Origin of the sequence: Pseudomonas sp. IT-P171, assembly GCF_949767765.1 — a bacterium.
Taxonomy (GTDB): domain Bacteria; phylum Pseudomonadota; class Gammaproteobacteria; order Pseudomonadales; family Pseudomonadaceae; genus Aquipseudomonas; species Aquipseudomonas fluorescens_B.
In genome coordinates this window covers 785,835-799,589 of record NZ_CATKQN010000011.1, presented here as the reverse complement: position 1 = coordinate 799,589, position 13,755 = coordinate 785,835, and the positions used below count along the sequence as shown (strand labels likewise).

Sequence of the window (13,755 nt, the reverse complement as noted above, 5' to 3'; positions counted from 1 at the left end):
GCCTGTTGTGCCTGTTATACCGTGACTTCGTTATAAACGTGTGACTGTGTCATGGCGTTTCTCCAGTCGAGATAATGTAACGGATGATATTGATTGGTGTTGTTTTAGAAATCGGTAATCATTGTCAAAACTGTTGGTAGTGTCTGAGCCTCCATTCAAGTTCGCCGAATTGATCTGTATGCATTGGGACTGATTGCTTTTGTCACTGGTGTCTGCTCGTTCGGTGTTTTCGTTTGCTTGAACACAGGATAGGACTGTCGCAGCCGATAAGCACTTCGACATAAGGTCGAATTTTTTAGCGCGTGAGTGGTAGCGGCTAATACTTGAGTATTAATGGCGGACGGCGAGATTTTGATTTTTTAATTGTGCTGGACAATTTGTCGGCGTTCAGCTGGGCTGAGATTTGTGAGTATGAGTGGGAGTAATAAGAGAGGGGACGGACGGTGGGGCAGGTGCATAGAGGCATTTGCCTGACACTCCAAGAGCGTATTGCTTCCAAGTACACAATACTTACGCCTTAAATTGATTCAGTGCTTACCTCCTATCCCTAGCGATTCAGCCATTCGTACCAGATCAGCAAACGACTTCGCCTTCATTTTTTTCATCGCGTTCCCGCGGTGAATTTTGACAGTGACTTCACTGATACAGATCTCGCCGGCGATCTGTTTATTCATCAGACCCTTCACGGCATAAGCCATGACTTCGCGTTCCCGGGCAGTCAGTGACTGGTAACAGGCATGCAAACCAGCGTCCTCCTTGGCCAGTTCACGGCGCTTTGTATCTGTCCTGAGTGCAGCCGATACCGCGTCCAGGAGGTCCTGGTCGCGAAACGGTTTGACCAGGAAGTCCAGGGCGCCAGCCTTCATCGCTTTAACAGACATCGCGATGTCGCCATGCCCGGAAATGAAGATGATGGGCAACTTATTCGCTGACTCAAGCAAATCTCGCTGGACATCCAGGCCACTGGACCCTTGTAGGCGGACATCCAGCACAAGGCAGCACGGTGTTTGAGGGTCGGGGCGGCGAATGAATTCGGCCGCGGAGGCGAACGTCTCGACCCGCACATCCATCGAGCGGAAAAGACTGCTCAATGCGATGCGCACGGACTCATCATCATCAACAACGAAGACTATTGGTCCGTTATCCAGAGGCGAATCAGAGAGGGAATCTCGACTCACATGTGCTCCTCCCAGGTAGGTAACGACAAGTGGAAAGCGGCAGTGTCTCCTCGCTCAGAACCTCCCTATGGTCAAAGGCTCGAGCACAAGGCGGGAAGCCTTGCTGTGGTATCTGTGATTGACTGCAAGTCATTGATGAGCAAATGGCTGATCACCTGGCGCCATTGGATGCGGCCTCCCTACGACTTCGACGCCAGCGCAATCATATCTAAGGTCTAGCACAATCCTGTTGCCAGGGCGGCGCGAACAGGCATACGGCCGGGGGAGGTTTCCTTGAAGATCGTGACCGCCGTGTCGCCGATGGACCTGCCGTAGAGTTAAATCCCGCGACGCAGTTTCCCTGGCGCCTCGCCGTAAAACTCCTTGAATTTCTTGCTGAAGGCCGATTGCGATTGGTACCCGACCTGTACGGCAATATCGCTCAGCCCCAGATGGGAATGGCTCAGCAGGTTGAACGCCATTTCCATACGGACCTGAGTCAACAGCACCCAGGGTGACGCGCCAGCCACACGTGCAAATGCGCGCAGGAACGTTGCGCGGGACATGCTCGCCATTTCCGCCAGCCCTTCAACGGTCCACTCGAATGCAGGGTCGGCCAGCATCGCTTGCCAGGCGCGTCCGAGGCGTTTGTCGCTGAGCAAGGCCAATGAGCCAGTGGTCTGGCCATCGCTTGCCAGGTGCGCTCGCAGGATTAAGGTGAACAGCGCCTGGGATAGCGCGTCGAGCATGAATCTGGAGCAGACCTGGTCGCCATCCGCTTCGCCACGCAGCATCTCCACCAGCGCAAGTAGCTGCCCACTGGCGGTGGGCGGGATGACCAGATACTCGGGCAGCGCAGCGAAGAGCAGTGACGTGCGATTGAAGTGAAACCCGCCACAGAGCATGTCGAAATCGCGACTGGCCCCGCCAATACGATGCATCGGCACGACACCACCTTCGCTAACGTACGGCACGGTCGGCGCTACGGTTTTGCCTGTGCTGTGCATGACATGCGGCACGCCCCGTGGAAGCAGCAAAATGTCCCCGGTCTTCATGGAAACACGCTCGCCATCAGGAAAATATACCTGGCACTCTCCGGCCAACACGATGTGATAGGGCGCCTTGCCCAAGGCTTCCTGCTCATGCTCGCGAGCCCAATCCCCCTCGAACTGGCAGCGCAAATCCAGGCTGCCGCGCACGTTGGCCAAGCTGATGAGTTTATCGATTGAATTCATTTTGAGTCTTTCGCAATAAAAGCTGAGCCGATCGAACAAACCTGAATCGCGCCACTGGAGAAAACTGAGTGTGTCGAAACAGTACACTCAACCTGCTCAGGAATTTACGCTATGTTCAATAATTGGTCCGAATTATTGCCCACTATCCAGAAAGCCTTCGGCGCACTGGGCAAGAGCAACCCCAAGATGGTCAAAGCCTACATGGCACTCGGTGAAGCCGCTGCCGAAAACGATGTGCTTGATGTCAAGACACGCGAGTTGATCTCGATCGCCGTCGCTGTCACTACTCGTTGCGATGATTGTATCGCCGCACATACGAACTCAGCGATCAAGGCAGGCGCGAGCCGCGAAGAGGTGGCTGCGACCCTGGCCACGGCTATCTCGATGAACGCGGGCGCTGCTTACATCTATTCGCTACGCACGCTCGAAGCGTTTGATGCGCTGAAAAACTAGCCTGACATCGCGTCCAAGCAGCCTCGGTACTACAAAGTGCCGAGGTTTTTTTACGTCATTGAAACGTGAAGGTCACGTTGAGACGATCAAGCAACAACTTGAGCATGACGAACAAAAGCACTGGTCTCAAAACCAGCAGACTGGCTCCACATTCAATGTTCTGGAGAAGTCCCATGCTCACCTCATTTACAACCTGGTTACGGTTCCTCAGCAAAGTGGACACCTTTGGCGCTTCGCTCATGCGACTGGCAATCGGCATCGTTTTCCTGTGGATCGGCGCGCTCAAATTCGTCCCATATGAGGCCGATAGCATCACACCGTTTGTGGCCAACAGTCCCTTCATGTCGTTCTTCTACGAACACCCCCAAGAGTACAAGGCTCACCTGACACATGAAGGTGAACTGAACGTGGAGAAGCGCGCGTGGCAGACAGGCAACAACACTTACGGATTCTCGACGGGGTTGGGCATTGTCGAACTCCTGATTGGCTTGTTGGTGCTGTCCAACCCGATCTCACGACGCACCGGCTTGCTCGGTGGTGCGCTGGCCTTCGGTACGCCGCTGGTGACTTTGAGCTTTCTGATCACTACGCCCGAAGCCTGGGTGGGGGCTCTGGGCGATGCTCAACACGGTTTTCCCTACCTGTCCGGTGGCGGTCGCCTGGTGCTCAAAGACGTACTGATGCTGGCCGGCTCTCTTGCCGTGATGGCCGACTCCGCTCGCAATCTGCTGCGGGAAAGTCACGCATGAACCGCTTATTGGAGAACTTTTTCAAACCGGTGATAGCTCTGACGTTTGCCATTGTTTCCAGCAGCATCGTGGCAGCACCGGCTGAGGAGGTTGCACGGACCGGGGTGCCCCTTGATATCGTCAAAACCATCAGCATCACCGATGTCAGTAATGCCTGCGGAATCGTCCCCGTGGAACTGACGTATGACGATTCCCAGGGCCAGCGTCACACCGTGACGTATCAAGTCTAGGGATCGGCGTGCAGCGGCGGCTAAGCGACCCTGACAACACGCGATAAGCCCCCGTGTCTTTCCAGCGACCTCATAGTCGGATGGTCGCTGGAAAGAGGGATTAGCGTGGGATTTGTGACTGTCAATGACCTCGCATAAGACGCTGACGGCAGCCTGATCAGTATGTTCAGAACAACGCCTCGCAGGATTGTTTCACTCAGCACAATTAAGTCATGACATCCCTGCTGGTTCTCTAATTGCCCATACATGGTGAGACTGAGCGCAGAAGCAATTGACCCAGTTCGGGTGAATGCAGTGTCCATCCAGGGAGTCCCCACATGATTGATGTCGCTCATTCCTGCGACGGTAACCCTTGGCTGGATACTCCGGTCATGGTCGTTACCGAATACGAAGGCGGCTTTTTGCTGCCCCAATTGATGGGAGCGCTGGCTAGCGAATACATCGCGGCTCCTGTCACGTACAGATCCGGCACGCGTCAGAACAAGGCTTCGGTCCTGGAACGGTGCGGCTCGATGTTGCGTGCATTGAAACTTCGTTTTTCTCCCCTTTAACGATATTTGGCAGCACATGTGTTGTGCGACCTTGCAGAGAATTGAGATGACCTACGACTTTGATTTGTTTGTGATTGGCGCTGGTTCCGGCGGTGTCCGTGCAGCGCGTTTTGCCGCAGGATTCGGCGCGAAAGTGGCAGTTGCCGAGAGTCGTTACCTCGGTGGTACATGCGTTAATGTCGGCTGTGTGCCGAAGAAACTCCTGGTCTACGGATCGCATTTTGCCGACGACTTCGAACAGGCCGAGGGCTTTGGCTGGACGGCCGGCAAGGCGCAATTCGACTGGCAAAAATTGATCTCCAACAAGAACCGAGAGATCGAACGACTCAATGGTATTTATCGCAAACTGCTGATCAACAGCGGCGTAACGTTACTCGAAGGCCATGCACGACTGACCGACGCGCATCATGTGGAAATCAATGGACAGCGTTTCAGCGCCGAACGCATTTTGATTGCAACTGGCGGCTGGCCACACATTCCGGAAATTCCAGGTCGCGAGCATGCCATCACTTCGAATGAAGCCTTCTTTCTGGAGCAACTGCCCAAGCGAGTACTGGTGGTGGGCGGCGGTTACATCGCCGTCGAATTCGCCGGCATCTTCAATGGCCTTGGTGCCGACACCAGCCTTCTGTATCGCGGTGATCTGTTCCTGCGTGGGTTTGATAAGGCGGTTCGCACGCACCTGGTGCAGGAGCTGACCAAGCGCGGACTGCAATTGGAATTCAACACGGATATCGTCCGGATCGATAAACAGCCTGACGGAAGTCTACTGGCGACACTCAACGACGGTCGTCAACTGGAGACCGACAGCATTTTCTACGCCACTGGCCGGCGGCCGATGCTCGACAATCTGGGCCTGGAAAATACCCGCGTCGAACTCAATGAGAAGGGTTACATAGACGTCAATGACAACTTTGAAACTCGCGAACCATCGATCCTGGCGTTGGGTGATGTGATTGGACGGGTGCAACTGACCCCTGTTGCAACGGCGGAAGGCATGGCGGTCGCTCGTCGATTGTTCAAGCCTGAAGAATATCGTCCAGTAGATTACCGCCACATTCCCACTGCTGTGTTCAGCCAGCCCAACATCGGAACCGTTGGGCTGACTGAGGAACAGGCGCTGGAGAATGGCCAGAATGTGATCGTTTTCGAAAGCCGATTCAAGCCGATGAAACTGACCCTCACGGACTCGTCCGAGCAGACGTTGATGAAGCTGGTGGTGGATGCCGTTACTGATCGGGTCTTGGGCGCGCACATGGTGGGGCCCGACGCCGGAGACATCATCCAGGGGCTGGCCATCGCGTTGAAAGCGGGTGCGACCAAGCGTCTGTTCGATGAAACCATCGGTGTACACCCGACCTCGGCAGAAGAATTTGTGACCCTGCGTACACCTGTCTCTGGCAGATGACAGCAGACGGCCAATTCATATTTTTTTCACGGCATGTGCTTACTTGTCGATGACGCCGGACGCAACGACGGAACGTCACCCTCAAAAAGCTTGGACCTGAGATTCAAAATCCCTCTATGACGTTTTTACACATCCTCGATAGAGGTTGTGTAAAAGCGCTTTTGTACGACTGGTGTCCAGTTTGCTGTTCGCGTCGCACATCAATTCGCCGGAATAACCTTTGGCATTCCTGGTGTTGCCGGGGTATGAGCAATGTCCTGGTGGTTGCTCGATAGCGTCCAGGACCGATATACAATGCAACGCATAAGCACGGCCTATAGAGGGGGAATCCCATGCTGCTACGACACTTGCGCTATTTGTTGGCTGTCGCCGATAACGCCGGCTTCACCCGCGCCGCCGAGGCGCTGCATGTTTCCCAGCCGACCTTGTCGCAACAGATCCGACAGTTGGAAGAGACCCTTGGCGTTGTGCTGTTCGACCGGACCTCGCGCACGGTAAAACCTACCGATGCGGGGCAGGCTTACATCGAATGTGCACGTCGCGTATTGGTTGAGTTGGAAGCTGGCAAGCGCGCTTTGCACGATGTGAAGGATCTGTCCCGCGGTACCCTGCGCCTGGCCATGACACCGACGTTCATGGCGTACCTGGTAGGACCGTTGATGCGCGACTACATGGCTCTCTATCCAAATATCCACCTGGAGATCTTTGAACTCTCCATGGCCGATATCGAAACCGGCCTGGCGGATGACTCACTGGATATCGCCATTGCGTTTGATGAGGTGAGAAACCCGGACATCGAAACGATCCCGGCTTTTATAGAAACCCTGGGGCTGGTGGTGGGGCGGGATCATCCGTTATACGACTGCAAGAAACCGTTGACCGCCGAGCAGGTCGCTCAACTGGACTTTGCGTTGCTGACGCCCGACTTCGCCACCCGCATCTGTATTGACGAGTACTTCGCCAAGACGCAGATCACACCCAAGGTGGTGATCGAGGTCAATTCGGTAAATACCTTGCTGGAAGTCATGCGGCACACGGCGGTCGCCACTATTCTTCCGGAGCCTATCGCTACCCAGGACCGAGCCCTGCGCAGGATCGCGCTGCTGGACAAGGGGCCACGGCGCGGAGCCGCGCTGTTACGGCGTAAAAACAACTATCACAGCGCGGCGTCAGTGGCCTTTATGGACTTGATGCTGGGAGTGTCGGGAGGGGCAGCAGGGTCGAAAAAAAATGATTATTACATGCAATGAAATGCTGGATTGTAATTGCTGGTCATTCCGCTGTTTACGAGAGGAGGGGAAGATAACTCCATCGACGCGATCACCGGGTCGAAGTCTAACAACTATCGGAGCACGTCATGTCTCAGCAAGCGATCAAACTCTATCGTCACCCTTTGTCTGGCCACTCACATCGGGTCGAACTGATGCTGTCCCTGCTGGGACTGCCAACCGAACTGGTTTTCGTGGATCTGATGAAGGGCGCGCACAAAGCGCCTGACTTCCTGGCGCTCAACCGCTTCGGCCAAGTGCCGGTGATCGATGACAACGGCACCGTCCTGGCAGATTCCAACGCCATCGTGGTTTACCTCGCCGCCAAATATGGCAAGAGCCAATGGCTGCCAACCGATCCTTTAGAGCAAGCCAAAGTTCAACGCTGGTTGTCGGTGGCCGCCGGTCAAATCAGTTCGGGGCCTGCCGCCGCACGATTGATCACGGTGTTTGGTGCCGGTCTTGACGCCGAAGATACAATCAAACGCTCTCATTCCCTGCTTAAGGTCATGGAAGAAGAGTTGGGTCAGAGCACATTCCTGGCCGGCGACAAGCCGACCGTCGCCGATGTTGCTGCCTACACTTACGTGTCCCACGCGCCGGAAGGTAACGTGGCGCTGACTGACTACCCGAATGTCCGTGCCTGGTTGAGCAGCATCGAAGGTTTGCCGAACTTCGTTGGCATGCAACGTACTGCTGTAGGCTTGCAAGAGGCTTGACTCGATTCTGAAGGAGCTTGCCGGGAAAATAATTCCGGCCAGCTCCTTTTCATTTGTTTCGCGGTTTTCCCAGGACGCTTTACGTAAATGCAGCCAGCCCGACGGCGCGTGCGAAAGTCGCTGTAGCCGACGATACTGGCAATCAGGTCTTACCGCGCAAGCGGCCAGATACCTCGCTGTCCTCTCATCAAGACAGGGGCGACTATGGATCGTTTTCAAGAAATGCAGATATTCATGGCCGTGGCCGAGGAAGAAGGCTTTGCCGCCGCCGCCCGGCTGTTGAATATCTCTCCCCCCAGCGTGACCCGTGCCATTGCCGCAATGGAGGAGCGAATCGGCACACAGCTCCTTTCTCGAACCACTCGCAGCCTGCATCTTACCGAAGCGGGTCAACGCTATCTCGAGGATTGTCGGCGTATCCTCAGTGATATCGACGAGGCGGAGGAGGCGGCTGCCGGGAGTTACTCGATACCGTGCGGGCATTTGACCGTGACCGCGTCGGTGCTGTTTGGCGAGTTGTACATCGCGCCGCTACTGGCCGACTACGTGGACCAGTTTCCTTCGGTGCACCTCAATGCCTTGCTGGTGGATCGTGTCGTGAACATGACGGACGAGGGTATCGATGTGGCCATACGCATCGGCCACTTGCATGAGACTAATCAGCACGCCATCAAAGTTGGCGAAGTACGTCAGGTGATCTGCGGTACCCCCGATTATTTCGAACGCCACGGCAGGCCGCGTCATCCCGGTGAACTCAGTAACGCCAACATCGTCATGTCTTCGGCCAGCCATTTGCTGAGCGACTGGCAATTCGTCAACGACGGCAACGCGCTGAGCTTTCGATTCGAACCGCGATTGGTGGTCACCGCCAATCAGGCCGCGATCAATATCGCCAGCCTGGGCTGGGGTGTCACGCGGGTGTTGTCCTATCAGGTGGCCAACCAGGTGGCGGCTGGCGAACTGGAACTGGTGCTGGAGGACTTCGAACCACCGGCGCTGCCCATTCAGGTGGTCTACCTCAAGAGCACCCGAATTCCGGCAAAGGTTCGTACCTTCGTGGATTTTCTCGCGGATCGACTCGGCAAGGACTCGGCGCTCAAGGCTGTGGTGAAGGGTTCCAACTGATGGATCGCTACCATGAAATGCTGATGTTCGAAGCGTTATCGGAGCGTCCCAGTCTCGCTGCTGCGGCCCGTCGTCTGGATGTGTCCGGACCTACGGTCGTTCGCGCCATTGCACGGCTGGAGGAACGTCTTGGCGTGCCTCTGTTGATTCGAAGCACCCGTGGGGTGTCGCTGACCGAGGCCGGCGCCGGTTTCATGGTCGATTGTTCACGCATTCTCAGGGCCATCGAAGATGCAGAGGCTTCGGCCAAGGGCTTGCATGTACAGGCCCAAGGCAATCTCACGGTGCTGATGCCTTTGCTGTTCAGCCGTTACGTCATGACCTCGATTCTGACGGACTACATGAGCCTGTACCCGGAGGTAAAAGTCTTTGCGCAATACCATGATCGTTTTCCGAACATGAATGAAGAAGGCATCGATGTGGCGGTGCTGGTCGGCCATCTACCCAGTTCGTCATTGATCGCACGACAGGTGGGCTACGTACGCTCGATGGTATGCAGCAGCCCGGCTTATCTGGCTACTCACGGGGAGCCCAGCGAACCCGAGGAACTGCAAAATCATCGACTGGTCGCCACCCATGCTTATCGAGACCGAGTCCAGTGGGACTTCCAGCACGACGGTGAGATCAATCACTTGAAAGCCCGTACACGGATCAGTTGCGCGACGGTACAGGCGGCCATCGATGCAGCCGCTTATGGCGCCGGCATTACCCGTTGCCTGAGCTATCCGTTGTATGAGTATTTGAACACTGGGCGATTGCGGCGTGTGTTGCAGCCCTATGAGTTACCGGCGCTGCCGGTGCACGTGGTGTACCGCGAAGGGCGCAAGGCCTCGATGCGGGTGCGCAGTTTTGTTGACCACATCGTCGACGGCCTGCGCGAGCATCCGGCCATGCAGCCGGATGTGCTTTGAACGCTTGCAGCGCACCAACCGCGGAGGTCACTGCGAGCCATTACTTGGCAGTGGCAGCTGTTTCAAACAGGCAGGCAACGACTGTCGGATTGGACACCATCGTCCCAAGGGACGCGTCTTTGACTACAACAGTCTTCTTCGCGTGTGCCTGCTCGGGCATTTCAGTGCGCGAAATAGTGGATTGTATTTTCTGGTCGTTCTCTACATCGCGCTTAAGGCGGAGCATAAGCACACACTCTTCCATGCTGTACCGCAGAGGCTAATGACTGATGAAACGCGTGCTTATGTTACTGGCCAACGGCGTGGAGCCCCTGGAAATGGCCGCTTTTACCGATGTGCTTGGCTGGGCCAACCTGCTGGGTGATCACCCTGTGGAACTGGTCAACGCCGGCCTTCGCAGAAAGATCGTGACCACCTTTGGCCTCATGCTCAATCCGAGTTTTTTATTGAGCGATCTGGACGTGAGCAGCTTCGATGCCCTGGCACTGCCGGGTGGTTTTGAACCGTCGGGTTTTTACGAGGAAGCCTTGAGTGAACCCTTCCTGGCGACCATCCGGCATTTCGTCGAAGCGGGTAAACCCGTCGCCAGCGTGTGCGTGTCTTCCGTATGCCTCGGCGTGGCCGGCGTGTTGCGTGACAGGAACGCTACGACCTATCACCAGGAGGGAGGCAAGCGGAAAAACCAACTGTTGGAAACCGGTGCACGCTTTGTCGATCGCCCCGTGGTTGTCGATGACCAGATCATCACGTCAAGCGGGCCGGGGACTGCCACTGAAGTTGCATTCGTACTGCTCGAAAAAATAACCAGCGTCGAAAATGCCGCTGTTATCCGCAAGAAGATGCGCTTCGCCACCCCCAGCCGTGATTGGTACGAAACGCCGCAAGTGCCCTGAAATGATCCGCCAACTCCGACGGCGTTCATGGCTGCCTTGAGCTGAGCACTGACGAGTATGTGGCCTAGGTTTTCATTCTGTTGCCGAAATGGGGAACCCAATGTTCAATCTTTCCAGTGCTGTCGATTACTACTACTGGCCAACCCCCAATGGGCAGAAGGTCGCCATTTTTCTGGAGGAGTCGGAACATCCCTACGTCGCGCATCCCGTCAATATCAGCAATGGTGAGCAATTTTCCACCGAGTTCACCCGGATTTCGCCCAATCAGCGTATTCCAGCGATAGTCGACAGAGAGACTGGGGTATCGGTCTTTGAGTCAGGGGCGATTTTGTTGTACCTGGCTCAGCGTCGCGGGCAATTCATGCCCGCCGATGCGAAAGGGGCGGCTGAAGTCATGCAGTGGCTGTTCTGGCAAGCGGCGAACCTGGGGCCGATATTGGGACAGACAGTGTTCTTCCTGAATTACGCCGCTGAACATGTGCCGCTCGCCGTGTCACGGTTCAGTAAAGAGACCGAACGTTTGTATGCCGTTCTGGAGCAGCAATTGAGCGAACGGCCTTACGTCGCCGGCGAGTACTCCATTGCCGATATGGCGATCTATCCTTGGGTGCTGCAACATGACAAGCAAGGAATGACGCTCGATGGTTATCCTAACGTCGCCGCTTGGCTAGAGAAAATCAGTAAGCGTCCAGCAGTGGTTCGCGCCTACGTTAAAGGCGAGCGAATTCGTCCATCTGGTCAAACTGATCAAGACAGAAAAAAGCTATATGGGCTTCCATAGCGGGGTCGCTACCCCCCCTTAGGCGATTCCGGGTTGCTCGAGTGCGTGCAGGGTCTGTATCGAGCTTCCTGAGGTTGCAAAACGCAGAGTTGATGATCACCGGCACTGGCGTATTTACCCCGCTGCCGGGGATTCAACCATTCCTCGCCGGGCGGCGGGTGAAGGACACCTGTTTACGAATGCGTAGAGGTGATCATGAGTCAGTCGGACGCGCCAGGAACATCCCCTTGGCATGCGGGTGAGCGTGAATTGCAGGAAAGCGTCGGCGTCGCCGATCAAATGGAGATATTCGGACGCAAGGTCGTGCGTGACTTCATCCCTGATCAGCATCGATTGTTTTACAACCAGTTGCCTTACCTGGTGGTGGGCGCGGTCGATGAACAAGGGATGCCTTGGGCCACGTTGATCGAAGGCCCCCCTGGCTTCATCCATTCTCCCGATCCGCGAATGCTGCAACTCGACCGCCTGCCCGCCGAGGGTGATCCGGTTCGGGCGGCCCTTAAGCAGGGCGCTGCGGTGGGACTGCTGGGTATTGACCTGAAGACCCGAAGGCGCAATCGCATGAACGGCAACATCAATACCGCCTCGTCAGGCGGTTTTGCCGTTTCTGTGGTGCACGCTTTCGGCAACTGCCCGCAATACATCCAGTTGCGAGGCGTTGAGCCGGTCAGCCTTGGCCAAGCCTCGGCAAACGTGGCGGTCGAATGCCTCAGTGAACTGGATGAAGCCGCGAAGGCGACCATCAGCAAGGCCGATACCTTTTTCATCGCCAGCTATGTCGACCTGGATGGCGACGCAACCCGGCGCTCGGTAGACGTTTCTCACCGAGGTGGCAATTCAGGTTTCGTCAGGATAGAAGGCAACGTGCTGACGATTCCCGATTTCGCCGGCAACCTGCACTTCAACACCTTGGGTAATTTCCTGCTCAACCCGCGCGCGGGGCTGGTGTTCATCGATTTTGAAACAGGCAACATGCTGCAAGTCAGCGGGCGTACCGAGATCATCCTCGAGGGGCCGGAGATTGCCGCCTTTCAGGGGGCCGAACGGCTCTGGACGCTGACCGTGGAACAGGTGGTTCGACGTCAGGCTGTGTTGGCCCTCCGTTGGCGGTTTGAAGGTTTTTCACCTAACAGCCTGATGACGGGCAGCTGGAAGCAAGCTGAGGGCCGATTGCAAGCCGATTACCTGCGCGATCAATGGCGACCGCTGAGGGTGACGCGGATCGTTGACGAAAGCAGTTCCATTCGCTCCTTCTATTTTGAACCGGCCGATGGCGCGGGCATCCCGCGGTTCGAGGCTGGCCAACATCTGCCGGTTCGCTTTTGCCTTGCTGAAGGACAGGCGCCTCTGGTCAGAACCTACAGCCTGTCGAGTGCGCCGTCGGACAGTTTTTTCCGCATCAGCGTCAAGCGTGACGGACTCATCTCGTCGCATCTGCATGACCGCGTTCAGGTAGGGGATCTGGTCGAAGCCCGCGCCCCTCAAGGGCGTTTCACGGTGCAAGCCGATGAATATCGACCGTTGGTTTTGCTGGCCGCGGGCGTGGGCGTGACGCCACTGCTGTCGATGCTGCGCGAAGTGATTTATGAAGGCGAACGCATCCGTCGCACTCGACCCACCTGGTTCATCCAAAGTGCGCGCAGCCTGGGTGAACTCGGGTTTCGCGATGAGCTTTACGAACTGGCGACTCGAGCCAAGGATAAAATTCGTGCGCTGCGCCTGCTCAGCCAGCCGGAAACTCATGCTCGCGTTGGTGAGGATTTTGAGGTGGCGGGGCGGGTGGATGTCGAACTGCTCAAGGCTTTGCTGCCCCTGGACGATTACGACTTTTACCTGTGTGGCCCTGGTGCTTTTACCCAGGCGCTTTACGACGGCCTGCGTCAGTTGCGTATTGGCGATGACCGTATTCACGCGGAGACTTTCGGTCCTTCGACCCTGGTTCGCCAACGGGATCATTTAACCCCGGCGGTCGAGCAGATACCCGCGGCAAGCAGCCCGGTCAAAGTGCTGTTTTCGGCGTCGGCGAAGGAAGCTCGTTGGGAGCCGGGTGGCGGGAGTTTACTGGAACTGGCCGAGAGCCGCGGCCTGAACCCGGACTTCAGTTGCCGGGGCGGATCGTGCGGTACATGCCGGACCCGATTGGTCAGTGGCCAAGTGCATTATCTGAACCTGCCGGCTGAGATGCCGGCCGAAGGGGAAGTACTGATCTGCTGTGCGGTGCCAGCGCAAGCCAAGGAGGGCGACGCCCCCCTGGTGCTGGAATTGTGAGTTGGCG

The 13,755-nt window shown here is 56.4% G+C and carries 14 protein-coding genes; 12 read left to right on the top strand and 2 right to left on the bottom strand.

Going from position 1 to position 13,755, the window contains the following annotated elements:
• Nucleotides 1-527 precede the first annotated feature (527 nt).
• Both ACM6I5_RS12120 and ACM6I5_RS12115 read right to left on the bottom strand, forming a co-directional pair.
• Nucleotides 528-1,178 (bottom strand): response regulator transcription factor, encoded by a 651-nt coding sequence (locus tag ACM6I5_RS12120; protein WP_414880391.1) that lies wholly within the window; start codon nucleotides 1,176-1,178, stop codon nucleotides 528-530.
• 317 nt (nucleotides 1,179-1,495) lie between these two features.
• Nucleotides 1,496-2,392, bottom strand: coding sequence for an AraC family transcriptional regulator (locus ACM6I5_RS12115; RefSeq protein WP_031318950.1), 897 nt, complete (start codon nucleotides 2,390-2,392; stop codon nucleotides 1,496-1,498).
• A 111-nt stretch (nucleotides 2,393-2,503) separates the two neighbouring features.
• Here ACM6I5_RS12115 and ACM6I5_RS12110 point away from each other — a divergent pair, with 111 nt between their 5' ends.
• The 12 genes from ACM6I5_RS12110 to ACM6I5_RS12055 all read left to right on the top strand — a co-directional run bounded on the left by ACM6I5_RS12110 (nucleotide 2,504) and on the right by ACM6I5_RS12055 (nucleotide 13,748).
• Nucleotides 2,504-2,845, top strand: a complete 342-nt coding sequence (locus ACM6I5_RS12110; protein WP_414883905.1) for a carboxymuconolactone decarboxylase family protein — start codon at nucleotides 2,504-2,506, stop codon at nucleotides 2,843-2,845.
• 173 nt (nucleotides 2,846-3,018) lie between these two features.
• A complete protein-coding gene (gene rclC, locus ACM6I5_RS12105) occupies nucleotides 3,019-3,594 on the top strand; it encodes a reactive chlorine resistance membrane protein RclC (RefSeq protein ID WP_017338996.1) in 576 nt (191 codons plus the stop codon).
• Nucleotides 3,591-3,824: a DUF2790 domain-containing protein gene (locus ACM6I5_RS12100; protein WP_414883904.1), complete on the top strand. Its 234-nt coding sequence runs from the start codon at nucleotides 3,591-3,593 to the stop codon at nucleotides 3,822-3,824. Before rclC ends, ACM6I5_RS12100 begins: the two co-directional genes overlap by 4 nt.
• Before the next feature lie 317 nt (nucleotides 3,825-4,141).
• Nucleotides 4,142-4,375: a hypothetical protein gene (locus ACM6I5_RS12095; RefSeq protein ID WP_017338994.1), complete on the top strand. Its 234-nt coding sequence runs from the start codon at nucleotides 4,142-4,144 to the stop codon at nucleotides 4,373-4,375.
• A gap of 46 nt (nucleotides 4,376-4,421) precedes the next feature.
• Nucleotides 4,422-5,783 carry a glutathione-disulfide reductase gene (gene gorA, locus ACM6I5_RS12090; protein WP_017338993.1) on the top strand — a complete coding sequence of 454 codons (1,362 nt, stop codon included), beginning with the start codon at nucleotides 4,422-4,424 and terminating at the stop codon, nucleotides 5,781-5,783.
• A 332-nt stretch (nucleotides 5,784-6,115) separates the two neighbouring features.
• Complete coding sequence (gene cynR, locus ACM6I5_RS12085) at nucleotides 6,116-7,033, top strand: transcriptional regulator CynR (protein ID WP_017338992.1); 918 nt, start codon at nucleotides 6,116-6,118, stop codon at nucleotides 7,031-7,033.
• Between the two features lie 107 nt (nucleotides 7,034-7,140).
• Nucleotides 7,141-7,770, top strand: coding sequence for a glutathione S-transferase family protein (locus tag ACM6I5_RS12080; RefSeq protein WP_414883903.1), 630 nt, complete (start codon nucleotides 7,141-7,143; stop codon nucleotides 7,768-7,770).
• A gap of 204 nt (nucleotides 7,771-7,974) precedes the next feature.
• Entirely contained in the window at nucleotides 7,975-8,895 is a 921-nt protein-coding gene (locus ACM6I5_RS12075) for a LysR substrate-binding domain-containing protein (RefSeq protein WP_017338990.1), read from the top strand.
• Nucleotides 8,895-9,806: a LysR family transcriptional regulator gene (locus ACM6I5_RS12070; protein WP_017338989.1), complete on the top strand. Its 912-nt coding sequence runs from the start codon at nucleotides 8,895-8,897 to the stop codon at nucleotides 9,804-9,806. The genes ACM6I5_RS12075 and ACM6I5_RS12070 overlap by 1 nt, the downstream gene beginning before the upstream one ends.
• Nucleotides 9,807-10,075: 269 nt before the next feature.
• Nucleotides 10,076-10,699 (top strand): DJ-1/PfpI family protein, encoded by a 624-nt coding sequence (locus tag ACM6I5_RS12065; protein WP_414880397.1) that lies wholly within the window; start codon nucleotides 10,076-10,078, stop codon nucleotides 10,697-10,699.
• A gap of 100 nt (nucleotides 10,700-10,799) precedes the next feature.
• Nucleotides 10,800-11,480 carry a glutathione S-transferase family protein gene (locus tag ACM6I5_RS12060; protein ID WP_414883902.1) on the top strand — a complete coding sequence of 227 codons (681 nt, stop codon included), beginning with the start codon at nucleotides 10,800-10,802 and terminating at the stop codon, nucleotides 11,478-11,480.
• Nucleotides 11,481-11,675: 195 nt separating this feature from the next.
• Complete coding sequence (locus ACM6I5_RS12055; protein ID WP_414883901.1) at nucleotides 11,676-13,748, top strand: pyridoxamine 5'-phosphate oxidase family protein; 2,073 nt, start codon at nucleotides 11,676-11,678, stop codon at nucleotides 13,746-13,748.
• Nucleotides 13,749-13,755: the final 7 nt, after the last annotated feature.

Bases quoted from the DNA above. Each gene is read 5' to 3' on its own strand.
- ACM6I5_RS12115 (WP_031318950.1), bottom strand. From the start codon at position 2,392: ATGAATTCAATCGATAAACTCATCAGCTTGGCCAACGTGCGCGGCAGC.
- ACM6I5_RS12110 (WP_414883905.1), top strand. From the start codon at position 2,504: ATGTTCAATAATTGGTCCGAATTATTGCCCACTATCCAGAAAGCCTTC.
- rclC (WP_017338996.1), top strand. From the start codon at position 3,019: ATGCTCACCTCATTTACAACCTGGTTACGGTTCCTCAGCAAAGTGGAC.
- ACM6I5_RS12100 (WP_414883904.1), top strand. From the start codon at position 3,591: ATGAACCGCTTATTGGAGAACTTTTTCAAACCGGTGATAGCTCTGACG.
- ACM6I5_RS12095 (WP_017338994.1), top strand. From the start codon at position 4,142: ATGATTGATGTCGCTCATTCCTGCGACGGTAACCCTTGGCTGGATACT.
- gorA (WP_017338993.1), top strand. From the start codon at position 4,422: ATGACCTACGACTTTGATTTGTTTGTGATTGGCGCTGGTTCCGGCGGT.
- cynR (WP_017338992.1), top strand. From the start codon at position 6,116: ATGCTGCTACGACACTTGCGCTATTTGTTGGCTGTCGCCGATAACGCC.
- ACM6I5_RS12080 (WP_414883903.1), top strand. From the start codon at position 7,141: ATGTCTCAGCAAGCGATCAAACTCTATCGTCACCCTTTGTCTGGCCAC.
- ACM6I5_RS12075 (WP_017338990.1), top strand. From the start codon at position 7,975: ATGGATCGTTTTCAAGAAATGCAGATATTCATGGCCGTGGCCGAGGAA.
- ACM6I5_RS12070 (WP_017338989.1), top strand. From the start codon at position 8,895: ATGGATCGCTACCATGAAATGCTGATGTTCGAAGCGTTATCGGAGCGT.
- ACM6I5_RS12065 (WP_414880397.1), top strand. From the start codon at position 10,076: ATGAAACGCGTGCTTATGTTACTGGCCAACGGCGTGGAGCCCCTGGAA.
- ACM6I5_RS12060 (WP_414883902.1), top strand. From the start codon at position 10,800: ATGTTCAATCTTTCCAGTGCTGTCGATTACTACTACTGGCCAACCCCC.
- ACM6I5_RS12055 (WP_414883901.1), top strand. From the start codon at position 11,676: ATGAGTCAGTCGGACGCGCCAGGAACATCCCCTTGGCATGCGGGTGAG.